Source organism: Mesorhizobium sp. STM 4661, assembly GCF_000359125.1.
Lineage (GTDB): Bacteria > Pseudomonadota > Alphaproteobacteria > Rhizobiales > Rhizobiaceae > Mesorhizobium.
The window spans coordinates 52,366-73,527 of record NZ_CAAF010000055.1 but is presented as its reverse complement, the minus strand read 5'-3'; the positions used below and the strand labels follow the sequence as shown (position 1 = coordinate 73,527).

General features: G+C 62.2%; 23 protein-coding genes and 2 pseudogenes. 11 read left to right on the top strand and 14 right to left on the bottom strand.

Annotation, left to right across the window (positions count from 1 at the left end):
* The first annotated feature begins 16 nt into the window (after window positions 1-16).
* The 3 genes and pseudogenes from MESS4_RS18095 to MESS4_RS18085 all read left to right on the top strand — a co-directional run bounded on the left by MESS4_RS18095 (window position 17) and on the right by MESS4_RS18085 (window position 3,856).
* Entirely contained in the window at window positions 17-1,408 is a 1,392-nt protein-coding gene (locus MESS4_RS18095; RefSeq protein WP_006333705.1) for a M20/M25/M40 family metallo-hydrolase, read from the top strand.
* Window positions 1,405-2,694 carry a pyridoxal-phosphate dependent enzyme gene (locus tag MESS4_RS18090; RefSeq protein ID WP_006333704.1) on the top strand — a complete coding sequence of 430 codons (1,290 nt, stop codon included), beginning with the start codon at window positions 1,405-1,407 and terminating at the stop codon, window positions 2,692-2,694. Before MESS4_RS18095 ends, MESS4_RS18090 begins: the two co-directional genes overlap by 4 nt.
* Window positions 2,695-2,863: 169 nt before the next feature.
* A pseudogene (locus MESS4_RS18085) lies at window positions 2,864-3,856 on the top strand (IS256 family transposase).
* On the opposite strand, the gene MESS4_RS18080 reads toward MESS4_RS18085, so the two are convergent.
* Window positions 3,857-4,177 (bottom strand): pyocin activator PrtN family protein, encoded by a 321-nt coding sequence (locus tag MESS4_RS18080; RefSeq protein ID WP_006333700.1) that lies wholly within the window; start codon window positions 4,175-4,177, stop codon window positions 3,857-3,859.
* 105 nt (window positions 4,178-4,282) lie between these two features.
* On the opposite strand from MESS4_RS18080, the gene dusA reads away from it, so the two are divergent.
* Window positions 4,283-5,275 carry a tRNA dihydrouridine(20/20a) synthase DusA gene (dusA, locus tag MESS4_RS18075; RefSeq protein ID WP_036241556.1) on the top strand — a complete coding sequence of 331 codons (993 nt, stop codon included), beginning with the start codon at window positions 4,283-4,285 and terminating at the stop codon, window positions 5,273-5,275.
* Between the two features lie 5 nt (window positions 5,276-5,280).
* Here dusA and MESS4_RS18070 read toward each other — a convergent pair whose 3' ends face one another.
* Together MESS4_RS18070 and MESS4_RS18065 are read right to left on the bottom strand one after the other, a co-directional pair.
* Window positions 5,281-5,985, bottom strand: coding sequence for a TIGR02281 family clan AA aspartic protease (locus MESS4_RS18070; RefSeq protein WP_006333695.1), 705 nt, complete (start codon window positions 5,983-5,985; stop codon window positions 5,281-5,283).
* Window positions 5,986-5,992: 7 nt separating this feature from the next.
* Window positions 5,993-6,226: a DUF1289 domain-containing protein gene (locus MESS4_RS18065; protein WP_006333693.1), complete on the bottom strand. Its 234-nt coding sequence runs from the start codon at window positions 6,224-6,226 to the stop codon at window positions 5,993-5,995.
* 161 nt (window positions 6,227-6,387) lie between these two features.
* On the opposite strand from MESS4_RS18065, the gene MESS4_RS18060 reads away from it, so the two are divergent.
* Window positions 6,388-7,386 carry a nicotinate-nucleotide--dimethylbenzimidazole phosphoribosyltransferase gene (locus MESS4_RS18060; protein WP_006333687.1) on the top strand — a complete coding sequence of 333 codons (999 nt, stop codon included), beginning with the start codon at window positions 6,388-6,390 and terminating at the stop codon, window positions 7,384-7,386.
* A 3-nt stretch (window positions 7,387-7,389) separates the two neighbouring features.
* Here MESS4_RS18060 and MESS4_RS18055 read toward each other — a convergent pair whose 3' ends face one another.
* Window positions 7,390-8,910 (bottom strand): HAMP domain-containing sensor histidine kinase, encoded by a 1,521-nt coding sequence (locus MESS4_RS18055; RefSeq protein WP_006333685.1) that lies wholly within the window; start codon window positions 8,908-8,910, stop codon window positions 7,390-7,392.
* 75 nt (window positions 8,911-8,985) lie between these two features.
* Here MESS4_RS18055 and MESS4_RS18050 point away from each other — a divergent pair.
* From MESS4_RS18050 to MESS4_RS18035, 4 genes and pseudogenes are all read left to right on the top strand, one after another.
* A pseudogene (locus MESS4_RS18050) lies at window positions 8,986-9,608 on the top strand (thermonuclease family protein).
* A gap of 48 nt (window positions 9,609-9,656) precedes the next feature.
* On the top strand, window positions 9,657-10,268 hold the full coding sequence (locus MESS4_RS18045; protein WP_006333682.1) for a glutathione S-transferase: 612 nt from the start codon (window positions 9,657-9,659) through the stop codon (window positions 10,266-10,268).
* A 14-nt stretch (window positions 10,269-10,282) separates the two neighbouring features.
* Window positions 10,283-10,900 carry a uracil-DNA glycosylase family protein gene (locus MESS4_RS18040; protein WP_036241554.1) on the top strand — a complete coding sequence of 206 codons (618 nt, stop codon included), beginning with the start codon at window positions 10,283-10,285 and terminating at the stop codon, window positions 10,898-10,900.
* Between the two features lie 200 nt (window positions 10,901-11,100).
* Window positions 11,101-11,592, top strand: a complete 492-nt coding sequence (locus tag MESS4_RS18035) for an Lrp/AsnC family transcriptional regulator (RefSeq protein ID WP_006333679.1) — start codon at window positions 11,101-11,103, stop codon at window positions 11,590-11,592.
* A gap of 380 nt (window positions 11,593-11,972) precedes the next feature.
* Here MESS4_RS18035 and MESS4_RS18030 read toward each other — a convergent pair whose 3' ends face one another.
* The 10 genes from MESS4_RS18030 to moaA all read right to left on the bottom strand — a co-directional run bounded on the left by MESS4_RS18030 (window position 11,973) and on the right by moaA (window position 19,914).
* Entirely contained in the window at window positions 11,973-12,677 is a 705-nt protein-coding gene (locus tag MESS4_RS18030; RefSeq protein WP_006333675.1) for a DNA alkylation repair protein, read from the bottom strand.
* Window positions 12,678-12,687: 10 nt separating this feature from the next.
* Window positions 12,688-13,557, bottom strand: a complete 870-nt coding sequence (locus MESS4_RS18025; protein WP_006333674.1) for an NAD(P)-dependent oxidoreductase — start codon at window positions 13,555-13,557, stop codon at window positions 12,688-12,690.
* A gap of 65 nt (window positions 13,558-13,622) precedes the next feature.
* Entirely contained in the window at window positions 13,623-14,444 is an 822-nt protein-coding gene (locus tag MESS4_RS18020; protein ID WP_006333672.1) for an ABC transporter permease, read from the bottom strand.
* Window positions 14,441-15,160 (bottom strand): ABC transporter permease, encoded by a 720-nt coding sequence (locus tag MESS4_RS18015; protein WP_006333670.1) that lies wholly within the window; start codon window positions 15,158-15,160, stop codon window positions 14,441-14,443. Before MESS4_RS18015 ends, MESS4_RS18020 begins: the two co-directional genes overlap by 4 nt.
* A gap of 79 nt (window positions 15,161-15,239) precedes the next feature.
* Window positions 15,240-16,025 (bottom strand): ABC transporter substrate-binding protein, encoded by a 786-nt coding sequence (locus MESS4_RS18010; RefSeq protein WP_006333669.1) that lies wholly within the window; start codon window positions 16,023-16,025, stop codon window positions 15,240-15,242.
* Window positions 16,026-16,237: 212 nt separating this feature from the next.
* Window positions 16,238-16,747 (bottom strand): molybdopterin-guanine dinucleotide biosynthesis protein B, encoded by a 510-nt coding sequence (gene mobB, locus MESS4_RS18005; protein ID WP_006333668.1) that lies wholly within the window; start codon window positions 16,745-16,747, stop codon window positions 16,238-16,240.
* Window positions 16,744-17,376, bottom strand: coding sequence for a molybdenum cofactor guanylyltransferase MobA (gene mobA / locus MESS4_RS18000; RefSeq protein ID WP_006333666.1), 633 nt, complete (start codon window positions 17,374-17,376; stop codon window positions 16,744-16,746). Before mobA ends, mobB begins: the two co-directional genes overlap by 4 nt.
* A 25-nt stretch (window positions 17,377-17,401) precedes the next feature.
* Window positions 17,402-18,322: a DMT family transporter gene (locus MESS4_RS17995; RefSeq protein ID WP_006333665.1), complete on the bottom strand. Its 921-nt coding sequence runs from the start codon at window positions 18,320-18,322 to the stop codon at window positions 17,402-17,404.
* Between the two features lie 121 nt (window positions 18,323-18,443).
* Entirely contained in the window at window positions 18,444-18,800 is a 357-nt protein-coding gene (locus MESS4_RS17990) for a hypothetical protein (RefSeq protein WP_006333663.1), read from the bottom strand.
* 118 nt (window positions 18,801-18,918) lie between these two features.
* The gene (gene moaA / locus MESS4_RS17985) at window positions 18,919-19,914 is read right to left on the bottom strand and encodes a GTP 3',8-cyclase MoaA (protein WP_006333653.1); all 996 of its coding nucleotides are present in this window, start codon (window positions 19,912-19,914) and stop codon (window positions 18,919-18,921) included.
* Window positions 19,915-20,112: 198 nt separating this feature from the next.
* On the opposite strand from moaA, the gene MESS4_RS17980 reads away from it, so the two are divergent.
* Both MESS4_RS17980 and MESS4_RS17975 read left to right on the top strand, forming a co-directional pair.
* A complete protein-coding gene (locus MESS4_RS17980) occupies window positions 20,113-20,466 on the top strand; it encodes a DUF971 domain-containing protein (RefSeq protein WP_006333652.1) in 354 nt (117 codons plus the stop codon).
* A gap of 69 nt (window positions 20,467-20,535) precedes the next feature.
* Window positions 20,536-21,147 carry a pyridoxamine 5'-phosphate oxidase family protein gene (locus MESS4_RS17975; protein WP_006333651.1) on the top strand — a complete coding sequence of 204 codons (612 nt, stop codon included), beginning with the start codon at window positions 20,536-20,538 and terminating at the stop codon, window positions 21,145-21,147.
* Window positions 21,148-21,162: the final 15 nt, after the last annotated feature.

Sequence of the window (21,162 nt, the reverse complement as noted above, 5' to 3'; positions counted from 1 at the left end):
CAAAAGGACATCGGCCATGCCGGACATTGAACGCGTGTTGACCGAAATCGAGGATAATCAGGACCGTGCCATCGGCAAGCTGCTCAAACTGATCTCGATCCCCTCGGTTTCCAACGAGCCGTCCGGCAGAGAGGGTATCCTGCGTACGGCGGAATGGCTGGTTCGGGAACTTGGCGCAATCGGCCTTTCCGCCCGCGTCGTGCCGACCGAGGGCCATCCCGTCGTGCTGGCCCGTTCGCCCGGCGGTTCAGGCGCGTCCCGCCCCCGGCTTTTGTTCTACGGCCATTACGATGTACAGCCCGTGGGCGATCCTGCCAGCTGGACGCACCCGCCGTTCGCGCCAAAACTGATACCACAGGATGGTATGACGCGCTTTTACGGGCGCGGTGCGTCCGACAGCAAAAGCCAGCTCTGGACATTCATCGAGGCGCTGCGGGCCTGGAATGCGGTCGAAGGCGAATTCCCGGGCGAGATCGTCGTCATGCTGGAAGGCGAGGAAGAATCCGGCTCGCCAAGCCTTGCAGCCTTCGTTGCGGCGCATAAGGATGAACTGGCGTGCGATGCGGCCTTCATCTGCGATGCCGAGATGTGGACGGCTGGACAGCCCGCCATCACCACACAACTCAAGGGGCTATTGCACGAGAGGGTGACAATCTCGGCACCTAATCCTGATCTTCATTCCGGCCATTTCGGCGCCGTCGCTGCCAATCCGATCCGAATCCTGAGCGGGATTCTTGCCGGTCTGCACGACGAACAAGGCCGCGTCGCCATCGACGGATTTTACGATGACGTGAAGGCACTTCCTGCGCATGTCCGTGCGCTGTGGCGTGATCTGGTGCGCGAAACCGATCCTGCAGACGCGATTGATCTGTCCGGCGGCATGACCGAGGCCGGGTACTCGCCGATCGAGGCGATGTGGGGGCGACCGACGGTCGATATCAATGGCATCACCGGCGGCAATCAAGGGCCGAACGAACGCTCGGTGCTGCCGGGCACGGCGACGGCGCGCATTTCTTTCCGCCTCGTCGCCGGTCAATCGCCCGACAAAGTGCGCAACACCTTTCGAAAGCATGTGGGCGCGCGCGTACCGCCCGGTTGCACGGTGGAGTTCACCGGAACCGGCGGCAGCACGGCGGTGACCCTGAGCCAGGACAGCCCGTTCCTGAAGGCCACCGCGCGGGGGCTGACGGCAGAATGGGGGACACCGACCGTGCTCAAGGGAACCGGGGGAGCGATCCCGGCGGTGCAGCAGATCGACGAACTGCTCGGCGTGGCCTGCATCCTGGTCGGCTTCATCCTGCCCGGCGACGCGATCCATGCGCCCGACGAGAACTACGACACCGAACGGCTGCGCCGGGGCGCGCGCAGTTGGGTGCGTATCTTCGCCGAACTCGGACGATTGCAGTGATCACCGAACCCAGCCGCAGGGAAACGATCGAAGACTCGGTCAACCCCATCCGGGCCGCACGTTCACTGGCGACTGCCCAGAGGTCACTTGGGCCGGGGAACCCGGTACATGACCTGTTCCCGACATTGCTCGCCGGTTGCCCCGACACGTCCAACGACACGATGCAATACCCGCTGGAGGTTGCCTACGACTACGCGTCCGCCCGGCACCTGTCGTTTCGACGCGGCGCGTGTTGGCGAGATTGGGAAGAAATCCTGCCTCCAGTGCATGTGCGGGCGTCAATGCCAGTCGGTGGGACGCCGCTGGTCAATGTCTCCGAGGTGGCGCCGCGGCAACATCAGGGGCGCGGGGTCTACATCAAGGACGAAAGTCGGAACCCTACCTGGAGCCACAAGGACCGCTTGAACAAGCTCACAATTTCGGCGGCCCTTCATGAAGGGGCCTCTACCATCATCGTTGCGTCGTCGGGAAATCATGGCGTTTCGGCAGCTGCCATGGCCAGCAGGGGAGGACTCAACTGCATCGTTCTTACCATGCCGGATGTCAGCGCTGCCTTCCGTGCGATGATCCGCAGCTATGGGGCTTATCCGGTTTTCCTTCCCAGCGAAGCGAGGTGGTCCGCGATGCGGGCGCTTCAATCGCTGCCGGGAACCTATCCGGTCTCAAACCTGACTCCGATTCATACCGGCCACCCCTGGGGCCCGGAAGGCTACAAGACCATAGCCTATGAAATTCTGGCAGAGATGGATGGCCGGGTGCCGGCAGCGGTCGTCGTTCCGACGGGATACGGCGAGCTGCTCTATGGAATTTACAAAGGTTTTTCCGAGGCGCGGCTCCTTGGCCATATCAACCGGATACCGCAACTCGTCTCGGTCGAACCAGCGGCGCGTGGACCGCTCCATCATGCAATAAAGCGCGGTGATCCCGCCAACGCCGTCGTCGCGCGGCCGACAGTCCAGTCGGGAACGGCCACGATCGTGACCGGGTACCGCGCCATCAGAGCAATCCAGGACAGTAATGGGATCGCCTTGCTGGTCGAAGACGAAGCCGCCCGTGCCGCCAACCGCATGCTTGGTCGGCAGGGTCTGTGGCAGGAAATTTCGTCAAGTGCCGCGTTTGCGGCTCTTGGCGATCTGACCGGTTTGAACAACGACGGGCCGATCGTTGTCATCGGCTGTTCGACCGGGCTGAAAGAACATGGGTCCGTGGACAGGGTAAAGATGGCCGAGCCTGACATAGCTTCGCTGCGCCTTTATCTGAAACGCGAGTTTAATTTTGAACTCTGATGGGAACCATCGGAATTGATCTGGCGAAAAACGTGTTCAACTTCACGCAATCGGCGCCGATGGATCTGTGTCGGTGACGTCCCTGGACGTGGTGTAGCTTGATAGCGCGGTGGTCATCGGCGCTTTCCGTAAGGGTTGCGACACCAACTCCTGCTTGGAAGGATCACCGATGACCGACGACATGATGAACCTGCGCGCGCTTGTGGAGAAGAGCGCGGATGCCGATCCGCTGCGCGAGATGATCGGCTTTGCCGCCGAGCGGCTGATGGAGATGGAGGTGGGCGCCGCGACCGGCGCCGCTTATGGCGAGAAGAGCACGCTCCGGACGGCCCAGCGCAATGGCTAGCGCGAAAGGGACTGGGAGACACGTGCCGGCACCGTCGAACTGCGTATTCCCAAGCTCAGGAACGGCTCCTACTTCCCGGGCTTCCTCGATCCGCGCCGGATGGCCGAGAAGGCGCTGACGGCCGTCATCCAGGAAGCCTATGTCCAGTGCGTCTCGACGCGGTCGGTCGACGACCTCGTCAAGGCCATGGGCATGTCGGGGATCTCGAAGAGCCAGGTGTCGCGGCTCTGCGAGGAGATCGATGGCAAGGTGAAGGCCTTCCTTGAACGGCCGATCGAGGGCGATTGGCCCTACCTGTGGATCGACGCCACCTAACTTAAGGTCCGTCGCGGCGGGCGCATCGTCTCCGTGGCCGTCATCATCGCGGTCGGCGTCAACAGCGACGGCCGGCGCGAGGTTCTGGGCATGGAGATCGGCACGTCCGAGGCCGAGCCGATCTGGACCGAGTTCCTGCGCAAGCTCACCCGCAGAGGCCTGCACGGCGTGAAGCTGGTCGTCTCCGACGCCCATGAGGGCCTGAAGGCCGCCGTCATCAAGGTTCTCTCAGCGACATGGCAACGCTGCCGCGTTCACTTCATGAGGAACGTGCTGGCGCATGCCGGCAAGAGCGGCCGCCGCGTTGTCTCCGCCTTCATCGCCACCGCGTTCGCCCAGGAGACACCCGAGGCCGCCAGCATCCAGTGGCGGGCCGTCGCCGACCAGATCCGGCCGAAGGTGCCGAAGCTCGCGTCCAGCGCGCCCCGCTACATGACGCTGGAAAGCGTCGGCCAGTTGAGCGATGATCCCCTCATCGGCCTGCCAGCAGTGGCGCGCTGATCAGCCCGGCAATGCCGGACAGCGCGGCGACCAATGCCGCCAGCTACACCACATCGTGGGACACCATCTGGAAAACTCCCTCTGGGCCACCTGTCTGCGCCTATCAATGTAGTCTGCCAAATCCTGCAAATGGACACCCGTGGCACATTTCTGACTTGTTTCTATTCGCATGAGCGGCAGGGCAATGTCGCCTGAACTGAGCTTGCGAAGAAATTTCGGGAGCGTCAGGTGCGAAAAGAAATCGCGACGGACCTCATCGAGCGGAATGATGGCCTTACCATTGTATTGTGCCATGAGCAGAAAAGCGGTGTTGAGTGACATTGATGGTTACGCTTTGAAAAATAGAATGAAATGAGTCACATATCATAGAGGCCGGCAATGTCAGTCTGTCCAATCTCGGTGCGGTTTAAAAACTCTATATAAATGATTGAAAAATATAGGAAATTCTCCGTGGCGCCCATGATGGACTGGACTGACCGGCATTGCCGGTTCTTCCATCGTCAGTTGACGCGCCAGGCGCTGCTCTACACCGAGATGGTGGTGGCCGACGCGATCATCCATGGCGCGCGCGCGCGGCTGCTCGGCTTCGACGACGCGGAACATCCGGTCGCATTGCAGCTTGGCGGCTCCGATCCGCGCAAGCTTGCCGAGGCGGCACGCATAGGCGAAGCCTTCGGCTATGACGAGATCAATCTCAATGTCGGCTGCCCGTCGGACCGCGTCCAGTCGGGCACGTTCGGCGCCTGCCTGATGAAGACACCGGTTCTCGTCGCCGACTGCGTCGCGGCGATGAAGGCCGCCGTGAAAATCCCCGTCACCGTCAAATGCCGCATCGGCGTCGACGAACAGGATCCGGAGCCCGCGCTCGACACACTGGCGGACGGCGTTTTTTCGGCCGGCGCCAACGCATTGTGGGTGCATGCCCGCAAGGCCTGGCTGGAGGGGCTCAGCCCAAGGGAAAACCGTGACATCCCGCCGCTCGACTATGACAGGGTCTATCGCCTCAAGACCAGAAGGCCGAATGAATTCATCGGCATCAATGGCGGCATTCAATCGCTCGAAGAGGCCCTCAAGCACATTGATCATGTCGACGGCGCCATGCTCGGCCGCGCCGCCTATCACACGCCGGGCATCCTGGCGGATGTCGATGCCGCATTCCATGGCGGCGAATCCGACGCGTTCAACTTTGCCGCGCTGATCGATGCCATGGCGGCCTACGCGGCGCGCCACATCGAGCGGGGCGGCCGGCTTGGCCATGTCACCCGTCACATGGTCGGCCTGTTCCACGGCCTGCCTGGCGCACGCCGCTACCGACAGATCCTTTCAACCGACGGGACAAGACCTGGAGCCGGACCTGACGTGCTGAGAACCGCCTTCGCCGCGATCGATTTTCGTGGGGCAGGCGCGGAGGCCGCCTGAGGGGGTTAGTCGCGCAAAATCATGCGGTCGCCGCGCACGTCGAAACCCGACAGCGAACCGATGAAGTTCATGCCGAGCAGGCTCTGGCTGAGCATGCCGGGTGCGGCGATCATGACCGGCATGTCCTTGCGAACGATGCCGCCGATCGCCAATTCGTCGGTTCTCACGCCCGCCGCGCGCGCCATGCCATTGGCGGTCGAGACCGGTATCGTAAAGTTGAGAGTGGCCGGATTGAAGCCAGCCGCCTGCGCGTCCTCGGCGGTCAGCACGGTGCTGGTCGCGCCGGTATCGACCACGGCCCGGACCGGCGTGCCGTTGATCATGATGCGCGCTTCGAAATGGCCGTTGTCGGCCTTGTCCAGGGTCACCGTGGCGTGGCCGTCTTCCACACCTAGCAACAGCGGACTGCCCGGAACGAGCCCGGCGGTTACCCGGCTGGCGAAATCCTGCAATTCGTAGCGGTACTGGTAGCCGGCAATCAGCGCCAGCACGATGACGCCCCAGGTGCCGAGGCTGCGGGCCATGGTGCCCAAGGGTCTGTCAGATCTGAGCAGGCCGGCGCCGATGAGCGCGACCAATGCGCCAAGCCAGATCAGCCGGCCGAAATCATTGTTCTCGACGCCGAACGTGCTGCCGGCGGAATCGTTGAACATGAGCAGGGCCACGCCTACCCCGATCACGATCATCAAGGTCCAGAAAAGTCGGTTCATAGGCGGTTCACGATAGGGCGTCGCGTTCGCGAGTGAGACGGGTGCGGCGCGTTTCCCGACGCGGCCTGCGCTCGACCGTTTCCAGTCGGGCCGGCAGCTCGGCCATCACACTTCGGCGTGTTTGCGGCGTCATGTCGATCCAGGCGCCGATTTCTTCGCGCGTGCGACCGCACCCGAAGCAGAAGCCGGTTTTCATATCGATCGAACAGACCAGGATGCACGGGGATTCGATGGCCGTCATGATATTCTCTTGTCCTGCTTCCAGATGGTGCAACGGCAAGGCCAATGCAAGCCCTCCGGAATGCGCCGCCGGCAACCGTTTTCGCGGCTCCGGCGAAAGGTTGTGCCGGCCGCGCAAGGCAGCTATGCCGCTCATTAACTCCAGGAACGATCCTCAACGATATGACCAGCGCGCTGCCCTTCGACGATTTTCGCAACCTTCTGGCGGCCTTGCCGCCGGCCGACACGGCAGCCGAGACTAAAGTCCGCGCGCTGTTTGCCAAGGCCGACAAGCCCAAAGGTTCGCTCGGCCGCATCGAGGACATCGCTGCCTGGCTCGCCGCCTGGAGCGGGCGCGCGCCGCCGGCGGTGACACGGCCATTGGTGGCGATCTTCGCCGGCAATCACGGCGTCACCCGCCACGGCATTTCGCCACGTCCCGTCGCCGCCACGGCGAACGCCGTCGAGCTTTGCGCGGCGGGCGGTGCGGCAGTCAATCAGATCTGCATCGCCAATGACCTTGGGCTGAAAGTGTTCGATCTTGCGCTGCACATTCCGACCGCCGACCTCACCGAGGAGGCAGCGCTTGATGAGCGCGGCTGCGCCGCCACCATGGCATTCGGCATGGAAGCGATCGCCGGCGGCACCGATCTGCTGTGCCTTGGTGATCTAGGCGTCGGCAATTCGACCGTTGCCGCGGCTCTGTTTGCGGTGCTGTTTGGCGGCAGGGGCGCCGACTGGGTCGGGCCCGGATCGGGCGCGGATACGGCGATGCAGGCGCGTAAGGCGGAAGTGGTCGACGCCGCGATCGCCTTCCACGGCACCAGCCTCAGGGATCCGCTCGAAGCATTGCGCCGGGTTGGCGGTCGCGAGTTCGCGGCGATCACTGGGGCCATCCTCGCCGCCCGGATGCAGAAGATCCCGGTGCTGCTCGACGGCGTTGCGGCGACAGCGGCGGCCGCCGTGCTGCACGCCGCCAACCCGGCCGCGCTGGAGCATTGCCTTCTTGCCGGCCTGTCGCCGGAACCTGCGCATATAAGGGCTGCCGAGCGGCTCGGCCTGCGCTCGCTTCTCGATCTGGGCATGAGCCACGGCGAGGGGGCAGGGGCCGCACTTGCGGCGGGCCTGGTCAAGGCGGCGGCACTCACCAGTTCAGGCATGGCGGCAGCGGTTCGCGGTTAGCCCTCAACGCCTACGCGCGGCAACCGCCTTGGTCGGCAGGGCCGGCAATTCCTCCATCACCCGGCTCAACGGGAAGATGGCGATCGCCTCGGTGCCTTCGCGCAATTTGGAATGGAGTTCGAATTCGCCGCCATGCATGGCGAGCAGGCCCTGCACGATCGGCAGGCCAAGCCCGGTGCCTTGTTCGGCGCTCTTGATGGCGATCGAGCCCTGGCCGAAAGCGGACAACACGACCGGGATCTCGTCCTCCGGTATGCCAGGCCCATTGTCCTTGACGGAGAGGTATTGCCCACCGCCGGCCGTCCAGCCGACGCGCACGCGGATCTCGCCGCCGGTCGCGGTGAACTTGATGGCGTTGGACAGAAGGTTGAGTGCGATTTGCCGCACCGCACGCTCGTCGGCGAGCAGGCGCGGCAAAGCGCTTTCGAAATCCTGGACGATGCGGATATCCTTGTTGCGCGCTTTCAGCTCCATCATGTGACAGCAATCCTCGACGACGGAGAGCAGCAGCATCGGCTCTTCGTTGAGCTGGTAGCGGCCCGCCTCGATGCGCGACAGGTCGAGGATTTCATTGATCAGGTCGAGCAGATGCTGGCCGGACTCATGGACGTCGCGAGCGTAGTCGCGGTAGGTGGGGTTGCTCATCGGTCCGAGCACCTCGTTCGACATCACCTCGGAAAAACCGAGAATGGCATTGAGCGGCGTCCTGAGCTCATGGCTCATCGATGCCAGAAACCGCGACTTTGCCAGATTGGCGTCTTCCGCCCGCCGGCGAGCTTCGTCCGACATCGACTTCGCCGTCTCCACCTCGGCGACAAGCGCATCCTTTTCGGAGCGAAACGACAGGAGCATCAGGGACGCGCGATTAAGATGGCGCGCCACATAGGCAAAGAAGGGCAGCGAGACGATCAGCAAGCCGGCCATGATCAGTTCGACCGGCGTCCACAGCCTTGCGCCGGCATAGGCGTAAACCGCCACCGGAATGGCGAAGATCGCCAGCAGCGCACCGTGCAGCGACGAGGCCGTGATCGCCGTTGCCGCCATGGCAAGCAGCAGCACAACCGCCTTGATCAGATGGAACTGGTCGATCTGGCAGACGTCGCAACCGAGCCAGGCGAACCAGGTCCATCCCAGACCGCAAAGGAAATGGCCGATCAGGAAATCCCTGCGCGTTTGCAGCGGATTGGTTTCGGCGGCTTCCGTGCGGTCGACGCGCCCGGCCATGAATGCAACGATGGCGTAGCAGATGAGCATGAAGAGTGCCCAGACGCCGATCTCCTTGCCCATCCCGGTAAACAGGCCTGCCGCGGCGACCGCCAAGACGAGAAGCGGAACGACGATCGCGCTGCCGATCATCGAACGGGCGTGGAGTTTCAGAAGCTCGCGATCGAAATCAGGATTGCCCGCCTGCTGTGAAAGACGGTCGCGCGTCTTGCGCACCGCGCGCGCGACATCGCTGTTGCGATGGCGTTTCCTGCGGTCCACAATAAACTTGTCCGCTGTGGTCGAGCGTTGCAAGGGCATGGAGACTTCAATTTATGCGGGCAGCGGTTTCAAATTGTTAAGCTACGTTCGAATGATTAACCAACGGTTTGCCATATGAGCCATTCGTGGTCGCGGCGACCGCGCCAGCGGTACGCTCCGCCGCGGCCGCGAAGCCTGTGGCGCAGGCTGGTGGACTACGGGCTGACCGTCATTGCGCTGGGTCTGCTGATCCTTCTGGCCGCGCGCCTCGACCGGATCGAGACGCGCAAGACGGAAGGGGCGGCGATCGTCAATGACGGCGATACGATTACGCTCGGTACGGAGCGCATCCGCATGCGCGGCATCGACGCGCCGGAATATTCGCAGATCTGCCGCAGGGACGGCGCCGACTATCCCTGCGGCAAGCTGGCGCGGCAGTCGCTGGTGCGGCTGATATCAGGCAAACCCGTCTCCTGCACCGGCTGGCAGCGCGACCGCTATGGAAGGCGCTCGGCGATTGCAAGGCCGGCGGCAAGGATCTCAATCGCGCCCAGGTCGAGGCCGGTTGGGCGATCGCCTATGGCGATTTCGACATCGAGGAAGCCGCCGCCCGGAACGGCAAGGCCGGCATCTGGGCCGGCACGTTCGACGAGCCGCATGATTGGCGCGAAAGCCACGATCTCGAGGCGGTCGAAAGAAAGCACGGCACCCTGGCTTCGATCGGCGATGCATTGCGAGAAATTTTTCGCTTCCGGTGATGACGACCCTATAGTTGTTGCAACGAGCGAGAAGATCGGGAGGATGGAATGAAGCTCTTCGACGGCGGCCGCGCCCCCAACCCACGGCGGGTTCGCGTCTTCCTCGCCGAAAAAGGGCTGGAGGTTCCGCTGGTACCCGTCGATATGAGTGCGCTGGAACATAGGACGCAGCCGGTCAGTTCGCGCAACCCGCTGCAACGCCTGCCGGTGCTCGAACTCGACGACGGCACGATCATCACCGAATCCGTCGCCATCTGCCGCTATTTTGAGGAACTGCATCCGGAGCCGGCGCTGTTCGGACGCGGCGCGCTTGGCAAGGCCAAGGTCGAGATGTGGCAAAGGCGCATGGAGCTCAATCTGCTCGGTTGCGTCGCCGCCGCCTTCCGGCACATTCACCCGGCGATGAAGGAATGGGAAATTCCGCAAATCCCCGAATGGGGCGAGGCCAACAAGCCGAAAGCCGTCGAGTTTCTGAGACTACTCGACGGCGAACTGGCGAACCGGGAATTCGTCGCCGGCGATACCTATTCGATCGCCGACATCACCGGCATGATCGCCATCGACTTCATGAAACCGGCGCGTATCAGGGTGCCGGAAGACTGTGCCAACGTGCAGCGCTGGCATGAGGCGATCTCCAGCCGGCCGAGCGCCGCTGCCTGAGAATGAGCCTCGGAATGCGCGAAGAACTCGACAGCTTCACCGCGACGGTACGCGCCTGCCGCATCTGCGTCGAAAACCCGATTGGCCGGCCGTTGCCGCACGAGCCGCGCCCGGTGCTGAGACCCTCGTCGAGCGCCCGCATCCTGATCGCCAGCCAGGCGCCGGGCACCAAGGTGCATATATCAGGCATGCCGTTCACCGACGCCTCCGGCGATCGGCTGCGGAACTGGCTGGGTGTCGGCAGCGAAGAGTTCTATGACATTTCAAAATTCGCCATCGTGCCGATGGGCTTCTGCTTTCCCGGCCAGGATGCCAAGGGCGGCGACCTGCCGCCGCGGAGCGAATGCGCACTAAGCTGGCGCGCGCCACTGATGGCACTGATGCCGCGGATAGACCTCGTGCTGCCTGTCGGCATCTATGCGCAATCCTGGCATATGGGCGCGCCGCGCCGCCCTTCGCTGACGGCGACGGTAATGGACTGGCGGGCGATCTGGAATGCATCCGGCAACCCGAAAGTGCTGCCGCTGCCACATCCGTCGTGGCGCAACACCGGCTGGCTGAAGCGCAATCCGTGGTTTGAAATGGATTTGCTGCCATTTCTGCGGTCGGAAATCCGCTATCGTCTCGGCTGATGTGTTAGCAAGAAATCACTCGCTTTTATGCCATTTGGCAGAATTTCTTTCTTGTGAAAGGCCAAAATAAGAGGGAGTATAGCCAATCTATTCCCCAAAGCGTGTCGTGCTGAAGGGAACCACGTAATGCGCTTTGAATTCTTGTTTGTGCATGTCGTTATCCCAATCACTTTGGGCGACAGGCATCAGGGGAGCACCCAATGGACCGCCTTGACAGAAAAATTCTCCGCCTCCTGCAGGAGGACGCGACGCTCGCGGTCGCCGATGTCGCCAAGAAAGTCGGCCTCTCGACGACGCCGTGCTGGCGGCGCATCCAGAAGCTCGAGGAGGAGGGTGTCATCAAGCGGCGCGTCGCCATCCTCGACCACGAGAAGGTCAATGTGCGCGTCACCGTCTTCGTGTCGATCCGCACCAATTCGCACAGCCATGAATGGCTGCGCCGCTTTTCGGAGGTCATCCAGGAATTTCCCGAAGTGGTCGAGTTCTACCGGATGAGCGGCGACGTCGACTACCTCTTGCGCGTGGTGGTGCCCGACATCGCCGCCTATGACGCCTTCTACAAGCGGTTGATCGCCAAGATCGAGATCCGCGACGTGTCGTCCTCCTTCGCCATGGAGCAGATCAAGTACACGACCGAAATGCCGCTCGACTACATGGTGCTGGACAAGGAATCAGGCGCCAACGCCGCCTGAGGCCCGGTCGCTTAGTTCTTCTTTTTGTTGAGGAAAGTCCAGGGCGCAACATCCTCGGAACATAGAAGCAGACGATCGACCAGACATTGCTCTCGCTGTCGTCCTGCTGCCGTGAAAGCCTGCGGTACATTTCGCGCGGTGCGACCGAACACCAGCCGACGGTCTTGCCTCCGACATGGGCGAGAATGCCGACTGGCGTGCCGGCACTGATGAGCGCCATCATGGCTCGTTTCCTCTCATCATTACCAGCATGTTCGCGGTTATCGAGATTACGCCAGGCCATGCACCAGCAATATTTCGGCCCGCCCGGCTGTTCGAACAGGCTTTCGAAATCCGTGCGAGTCGCCCGCGTCACCTCGGTGAAGCGGATTTTGGTTACGTCAGCCTTTTCTGGCGGCGAGCCGTTCGAGCGTCTTGGCATCGGAAAGTTCCTTCACCGCATCCTTGCCGATCCAGCGCGCCGTCTTGTCAGTCGATTGCGCCAACCTTTCGGCGACAGCAAGGGCAGCTCCGTGCATGTCCATCGATCGTTTGCCGATCGAACGAAGGGCCCAGTTTACGCCCTTCTTCACGAAGTTGCGGCCGTCGGTGGCATGCGCTTCGATGATCGGCAGGAAGGCGAGGAAGGTCGCCTCCGGCTCTTTCTTCCGATGGACGACAGACCAGGCCATCATCGCAAAGGCCGTGCGTCGAACGAATTCCCGTTCGTCGGCCGCGAACTCGTCGATCAGTTCCTTCCAGGACTCGGTGTCTACAAAGAGATCGGAGACGCCGTCGACGATATCCCAGGAGTCGAAACTCGCCACCCATTGTCTTGCATCGGCGGCAGAAAACCGCTTCGGATCGGCCGTGACGGAAGCGATGAACTGCGCCTCCATGATCCCTGTCCGCCATAGCTCGAAGGCGCGTTCATGGTTGCGTTTGATTTTCTTGGCAATCTGCCGCTGCACGCCGTGCGAGATGCCGAGCGCGCGTTCGATCTTGATGCCATAGCGCAGCATGCCAAGGCGATTTTCCTCCGAGCCGATCGAGCGCAGATGTGCGACGATTTCGTCGGCACTGGATTGGGGCAAAAGCTCGGCCATCGCGAAAAGCCTATTTTTCCAGGCGCGCCAGCAGCGAGGACGTATCCCAGCGCTTGCCGCCCATCGCCTGCACATCCTTGTAGAACTGGTCGACAAGTGCCGTCACCGGCAGCTTGGCGCCGTTGCGATCGGCCTCCGCCAGGCAGATGCCGAGATCCTTGCGCATCCAGTCGACGGCGAAGCCGAAATCGTACTTGCCGGCATTCATCGTTTTATGCCGGTTCTCCATCTGCCACGAGCCGGCGGCGCCCTTGGAGATCACCTCGATGACTTTTTCGATGTCGAGCCCGGCCTTCTTGCCAAAATGGATGCCCTCGGCCAATCCCTGGACCAGACCGGCGATGCAGATCTGGTTGATCATCTTGGTGAGCTGGCCGGCACCGGCCGGTCCCATCAGCCCGACCATGCGGGCATAGGCGTCGATGACAGGCTTCGCTTTGTCGAAGGCTTTTTGTTCGCCGCCGACCATTACCGTCAGCACGCCGTTCTCTGCGCCTGCCTGGCCACCGGAAACCGGCGCGTCGAGAAACGAAAACCCGCGCATTTGCGCCTTTTCCGCCAGCTCGCGCGCGACTTCGGCCGACGCCGTGGTGTTGTCGATGAAGATGGCTGCCTTTTTCATCGACTGGAAGGCGCCGCCGGTCCCGATCGTCACTGAGCGCAGATCATCATCGTTACCGACGCAGGAGAAGACAAAATCCTTGCCGTCGGCCGCCTCGGCTGGCGTCGCGGCAAGGCTGCCGCCATGCTGGCCGACCCATTGCTCGGCCTTTGTCCTGGTGCGGTTGTAGACGGTGACGTCGTGGCCGCCCTTGTTCTTGAGATGCCCGGCCATCGGATAGCCCATGACGCCAAGACCGAGAAATGCCACCGATGCCATGTTTTCGAATCCCTTAAGAAGCCTGCTTTGCGGCCTTCTTACCGGATCGGGCAAAGCTATGGGAGTCAGCGGTGCAGATGGATGGTGATGCGCCGTTCGATCCACTCGACCGCGTGGCGCAGGATCTCGACAATGACCAGATACACAACCGCGACCCAGATGTAGGCCTGGATGTCAAAGGAGTTGGCAAAGGCAAGCTTGGCCTGGCCCATCAAGTCGTAGACCGTGATGATGGCGACGATTGCCGAGGCCTTGATCATCAGGATGAGTTCGTTGCCATAGGGCCGCAAGGCGACGATCAGTGCCTGCGGCAGGATGATCTTGCGCAGCGTCTGCAATTTGTGCAGGCCGAGCGAGGCAGCGCCTTCCCACTGGCCCCTGGGCACGCTCTCGATGGCGCCGCGCAGGATTTCCGCCTGGTAAGCGGCCGTGTTGAGCGCAAAGGCGAAGACGCCACAGTAGAACGCTTCGCGGAAGAACCACCACAGCCCGACTGTTTGGAGCTCTGGCCTGAACGACCCCAACCCGTAGTAGACGAGAAAGGTCTGGACCAGCAGTGGCGTGCCGCGGAAGAAATAGACGTAACAATAGGCCAGGCCAGAAAGAAAATGGTTCTTCGACATGCGGCCGTAAGCAACCGGTATGGACAGTACCGCACCAAGCACCATCGATATGGCGACCAAGGATAGTGTGACTCCCAGCCCCTTCAGATAGGCCGGTGCATATTTGGCGAAGAATTCGGCGTTCCAGGCAAAGACCAAATAGGCAACGATGCCCAGGCCGAAAGCGAACCACACACCAACTAGCGCGTAGCCGATGAGGCGGCTGCGCGGCCAGCCTCGCGCCTGCGGCGGCGGCCGTTCGACGATTGTGGCGGTGACGCTCATCGTTGCGCCTCCCGCTTTCCCAGCGAGCGCAAGATGGCACTGGTGGCGAAAGACGACAGGACGGCCAGGACAAGAAAGACCAGCGCCGCGACGCTGTAGAACAGAAACGAATGTTTGGTGACGCGGGCAGCCACACCGGCGTTGCGCAGCGTTTCGGCAAGGCCGACGATCGACACGAGCGACGTGTCCTTGAGCAGGCTGAGCCAGCAGTTTTCGAGGCCGGGAAAGGCGATGCGAAGCAACTGCGGCAGGATTACCTTGCGCATCGTTTGCCAGTTCGAAAGGCCAAGCGCATAGCTGCCCTCATACTGGCCCTTTGGTATCGCGCGGAAAGCAGAAAGAAAAACCTCGCTGGCATAGGACGAGAAGATCAGGGCAAGCACGATCATGCCGGCGACGAAGCCATTGACGTCGATGGTCGCTTCGGGCCGGAAATATCTGATGAGATGCTGCAGCAGAATCGGCATGCCGAAGAAGAACAGGAAAAGCGTCACCAGTTCCGGCAAGCCGCGGAAGATTGTCGTGTAGACGTTGGCGGCGAGGCGCAACGAAGGTTCCTCGGATTGCTTGCCCAGCGCTATGAAGAAACCGATCGCCAAGCCGATGGGAAGCGTGGCGAGTGCGAGGGTAACCGTAACCACTGCCCCATAAGCGATATCGTCAAGCCAGCCATCCGGTCCCCAACTGAGAAGCGTCCATATGCTCTGGCTTGGCATTGATCGGTCTTAATCTCCGTGTCGGCCCAAGACGAGGAAGGACGACGGCGGGGCATCCCCGCCGTCGTGACCGTATTTGTCAGGATTCGCCGCCGTAGACGTCAAACTTGAAGTACTTGTCGTTGATTTCCTTGTATTTTCCGTTGGCGCGGATGGCGCCGATGGCGGCATTGAACTGGTTGACCAGGTCGGTCTCGCCCTTGCGGATGGCGATGCCGGCGCCGGGTCCAAAGATTTCGACCGGCTGCGGCGACGGCGTACCAAGAATCTTGCAGCAGGCGCCGTCCGGAGTATCGAGCCATTGGCTCAGCACGACGATATCGTCCTGAATGGCGTCAAGACGGCCATTGGCGAGATCGGCCTGCTCCTCGGGGCTGCTCGGATAGCCCTTGATGGTGCTGTCGGTGTAGGTCTTCGACGCATAGTTGAAGTGCGTTGTCGTGGTGGCAACGCCGACGGTCTTGCCCGCCAGATCTTCCTTGGTCACGCCCTTCAGCGTCGTGTCTTTTGGTGCCGCGAGCGCCGACGGGGTGTTGTAGTATTTATGGGTGAAGTCGACCTTCTCGGCTCGTTCCGGCGTGATCGACATCGAGGCGACGATGGCGTCGAACTTGCCGGCCTGGAGCGCCGGGATGATGCCGTCCCAATCCTGGGCGACGAAGGTGCACTTCACCTTCATCTCGTCGCAGAGTGCCTTGGCGATGTCGATGTCGAAGCCCACGAGCTGGCCGTCGGCGGTGAGGTTGTTGAACGGGGGGTAGGCGCCTTCCGTGCCGATCCTCAAGGTTTTTTCCTGAGCCTGGGCAACGCCAAGTGTCAGCAGCGCCGCCGATGCGGCGAGCGCTATACGCAATGCAATACGCATGATAGTCCTCTCTTTATGGTTCCCGGCCGTCGTCCCTAACGGCTCTGTGGGCGGTGCTTTTGACCGCCCGCTGGCGCAATACTCCCAATATTTTCCAAGAAAAAGCAACTGCAAAACCGCTGGTTCCGGGATTTGTATTCCCGGAAAATGCTGACGCTGGGACAGGCGCGGGAGAGGGAAAGCGGCGATCGAGTGCTCTTCCGGCAGTGCCGTCAGCGCGTCAAACCTGTCGCGCGCTCGATGAAGTCGGCAATCGATTTCGTGTCGTCCAGATCAAAGACCGGCAGGCTTTCGCCGGAGACTGTAAAGTCGGCCGCGACGGCGACGATATGCGGATCGCCGGCCGAAAGCGGTGTCCTGTCCCTGGCCTCCAGACGCCGCGTCTCGATCTTATTGTGCGTCTCGCGCTTGTAGCCCTCGACCAGCACGATGTCGGAGGTGCCGAGCCGCGACAGGATCTCGTCCAGCGTCGGTTCGTCCTCACCGCGCAATTCGTGCATCAGCGCCCAGCGCCTGCCCGAAACGATGGCGACTTCCGCGGCGCCGGCGTGCCTGTGGCGAAAGCTGTCCGTTCCCGGCTTGTCTATATCGAAGTCATGATGGGCGTGTTTGACCGTCGAGACTTTCCAGCCGCGCCGGGCAAGTTCGGCGACCAGTTTTTCAGTCAGTGTGGTCTTGCCGGAATTCTTCCAGCCGGTGATGCCGAAGACGCGTCTCATCATGGCTGCATGCTCTGCAACAGACGCTCGGCCACCGCAAGATCGTCTGGTGTATTGATGTTGAAGAACGGGTCGATCTCGTGTTCGCCGGATTTCAACAGCGAAAACTCCACCTCGATAAAGCCATGCCGGTCGATGAAGGCGGAGACCCGCCTGATGTCGTCATCGACCAGAAAATGCCGCAGAGCCTTGCGCGCCGCTATAGGCCAGAGCGCGAAGGTCGGATGCCGTTTGCCGCTTGAACTGGCAACGGCGATCACGCCCGCACGTTCCCCGGCTGCCGCCACCAGCCGTTCGACCAGATCCCGCGGCAAAAAGGGCGTGTCGCCGGCAACCGTGGCAAGTGTTTCGCAGGCCGTGTCGGCGGCAGCCCATTCGAGCCCGGTCAGGATGCCGGCAAGCGGCCCGGCAAAGCCTTCCACCACATCGGCAAGCACCGGAACTCCAATCCGGGCGAACCGTGCAGGATCGCCATTGGCGCTGAGCGCCAGTGGGCTGACCTGCGGGGCAAAGCGCGAAACGACATGGTCCAACAGGCTGTTGCCGCAAAGCGCAAGCAGGCTCTTGTCGCCGCCGCCCATTCGCCGCGACCGGCCGCCGGCCAGAATGATCCCTGCAATGTCTCGGCCCATCGTCTGCTGCCTGTGCGCCAGCCGCCTATATGCCGTCCGGCGCCATATCAGGTCCAGCGCTTTCGGCGGCTGTTTTCCGCCGACCGACGACCCGTTCGCGGTAGAGCGCGTAGAGGCCGGAGCCGACAATGATGGTGGCGCCCACGGTCATGGGCAGGTCTGGAACATCGCCGAAGATGACGAGGCCCAGCAGGATCGACCAGAGCAGGGCGGTGTAGCGGAACGGTGCGATGAAAGAGATGTCGCCCACCCGCATCGCCATGATGATGAACTGGTAGCCGATGATTACGAGCACCGCGGCAAGCGCCAGCAGTGCCGTGCTGTTCGCCGTCATCGGCGTCCAGCCGCCCATTGGCGAAAGCAGCGCCGCACCCAGGACCATCATGGCAAACGCAGTGGCGGTCGACACCAGCAAGGACGGGATGGCCTGGGGAATGCGCTTGGTGGCGAGGTCGCGCACCGCACAGCAGCCGACGCAAACCAGCGCCAGCAGCGAATAGACGCTGAACCCTTCAAAGCCTGGCCTTACGATGATCAGCACGCCGGCAAACCCGATGGTAATGGCCAGCCAGCGCCGCCAGCCGACGCCCTCGTTGAACACCAGGGCTGCGCCCATCGTCACCGCCAGCGGCAGCGCCTGCAGCACCGCCGAGACATTGGCGATCGGCAAATGGGCGAGGGCAACGAGGAACGACACGGTGGCGCCGGCTTCGCTGATCACACGTATCGCCACCAATGGCTGCAGCATCGAGCCCGGCCGGGCAAGCGCGCCGCTGTGCCAGGCAAGCAAGCCGACGAGGAGCGAAGCGAAGGCGCCCCGGATCAGCATGACCTGCGCCATGTTCATCGTTTCCGACGAAACCTTGGTGATCGCGTCGTTGAGGGTGAAGCCGACGATCGCCACCATCATGAACAGCGCGCCGCGCAGATTTGGGGAAAGAAGCAAAGGGCGTTACCGGTTGCGCTTTGCATCAAGCCTGTAGCAGCCGGTCACAGACAGCAACGTCAAAGGGCTGGGCCACAGCGACTTCGCCGTGGCCCGCAATATCTGCCAATGGCTGCAGAACCTATTGCGGCGTCAGCACCTCAGTGCCGCTGCCATCCTTGCCGGCAATCGTCCACAGGCCGTGCAAGGAACCGTCATCCATCACCTTGTAGACGACAAGACCGACCGCCTTGCCCATGACATAGCCCGCCGAAAAGGCGTCGTCGTTTCGCATGCAGATGCCGTCCGAGGACGAGCCGCCGGTTTCCCAGTGGATCGTGCAGGTCGTCTCACTGGTCAGCGTGACTGTTGCCTCGCCGCCATAGGTGGACCCGTCGAAATTGGTGCCGGCGACGGTGTAGGTGCCGCCGATCGATTGGGCCGCCGCGGGCACGGACGCGAGGCCAAGCAATGCCAAAGAAAGAATGAGTTTGCGCATAGTGTATTCCCCCATGGAGCGAAGAGCCGCCCCGGAGGGGAAGCTAGGCCGGAACGCCTGAGCGGTAAATCAGCAACTGCTTGCAGATAGGACTTTTTCTGGGTGTGACCGGAAAGGATCAGCCGCCGGTGACGCTCATATGGCGCGACACCGACGGGCGGTTGGTGCGGCGGTCGATGATGAAATCATGGCCCTTCGGTTTGCGGCCGATGGCTTCATCGATGGCGTCGGCGACCAATTCGTTGCCTTCCGACGCGCGCAACGGGGCACGCAGGCCGGCCGCATCCTCCTGGCCCAGGCACATATAGAGCGTGCCGGTGCAGGTCAGCCGGACGCGGTTGCAGCTCTCGCAGAAATTATGCGTCATCGGCGTGATGAAGCCGAGCCGTCCGCCGGTCTCTGCGACGTGGACGTAACGGGCCGGACCGCCGGTCTTGAAGGGAATGTCGGTCAACGTGAACTGCCGCTCCAGTGCGGCGCGCAGCAACGACAGCGGCAGATACTGGTCGGTGCGATCGGCGTCGATCTCGCCCATCGGCATGGTTTCGATGACCGTCAATTCCATGCCGCGGCCATGCGCCCAGCGCAGCATGTCAGGCAGCTCGGCGTCATTGAAATCCTTCAGCGCCACCGCGTTGAGCTTTACCTTCAAGCCGGCCGCCTGCGCCGCGTCGATGCCGTCCATGACCTTGCCCAGATTGCCCCAGCGGGTGATCTGGCGGAACTTATCGGCGTCGAGCGTATCCAGCGAGACGTTGATGCGCTTGACCCCGCAATCGGCGAGCTCGGCGGCAAAGCGCGAAAGCTGCGAACCGTTGGTGGTGAGCGTCAATTCTTCCAGCGCACCGCTTTCGAGATGACGCGAAAGCTGGCGCACCAGATGCATGATGTTCTTGCGCACCAACGGCTCACCGCCGGTCAGGCGCAGCTTCCTGACACCCTTTTCGATGAACACCGTGCACAGCCGATCGAGCTCCTCCAGCGACAGAAGATCCTTCTTGGGGAGGAACGTCATGTCCTCGGCCATGCAATAGGTGCAGCGGAAGTCGCAGCGGTCGGTGACCGACACCCTGAGATAGCTGATCGTGCGACCGAAAGGATCGATCATGTCCATGCTATGCGTTTCCCGTGGCCGCGAACGGCGTCGTTATATCTAGCTATGTGATACGATCCAGCCTGCCATTCAAGACTAAGAGGTTTCGATCTTTAGTAACATCCCGCCACCGACAGATCGTGTCGGAAGTTTCGAAGCGACCTTTTCCCGTTGCGCAAAGCGGCGTAGGGAAGGCCCATTGATGCGGGACTTATCACCATGACGGCGCCGAAGGAACTCAGGGTCTCGAAAGACCGCAGGCTGCTGACCGTGACCTTCCCCGACCATCAGCCGTTCGAACTGCCGGCGGAGCTTCTGCGTGTCGCCTCGCCGTCGGCCGAAGTGCAGGGCCATTCGCCCGAACAGCGCGTGACCGTTCCCGGTAAGCGCAACGTCGCGATCCTCAAGATCGAGCCGGTCGGCAACTATGCCGTCCGCATCACTTTCGACGATTTCCACGACACCGGCATCTTCACCTGGAGCTACCTGCATACGCTGGGCCACGAGAAGGAGGCGCGCTGGGCCGCCTATCTCGCCGAACTGCAGGAGAAGGGACTGAGCCGCGACCGCTAGCTCAACTGGTGCTGTCGTCAAAACGTCACGGATATGAGGTAGCGCCGGCAAAGGTTCGGAGACGAAAAATTGTCCGTCATCAACACGGTCGAACAACTCGAAGCCCTTTATGGTCTGCCCGGCGAAGCGTCGGTGGTCAAGGAACTCGACCATGTCATTCCCGAATACGCCGCCTTCATCGAGGCCTCGCCGTTCGTTGCGCTGGCGACCAGCGGGCCGGAAGGGCTGGACTGCTCGCCGCGCGGCGATCTTGCCGGCTTCGTGCGCATCCATGACCCGAAAACCCTGATGATGCCGGACCGGCGCGGCAATAACCGTGCCGATTCGCTGAAAAACATCATTCGCGATCCGCGCGTCGGGCTGCTGTTCCTGGTGCCGGCCTCCGGCACGACGCTGCGCGTCAACGGCCAAGCCTACATCACCACCGACACCGCGCTTTGCGCCTCCTTCACCGTCGAAGGCAAGCCGGCGCGCTCGGTCACGGTTGTCGATGTCGATTCGGTGTATTTCCAGTGCGCCCGGGCCATTGTCCGATCGGAACTGTGGAACCCGGCAAGACACGTCGATCCGAAATCGCTGCCGACACCCGGACAGATCCTGGAAATCACCAGCCGCAGAAACATCGACGGCGAGACTTACGACAAGGAATGGCCGGAGCGGGCGAAGAAGACGATGTGGTAAGCCGGCCGCAAGGCC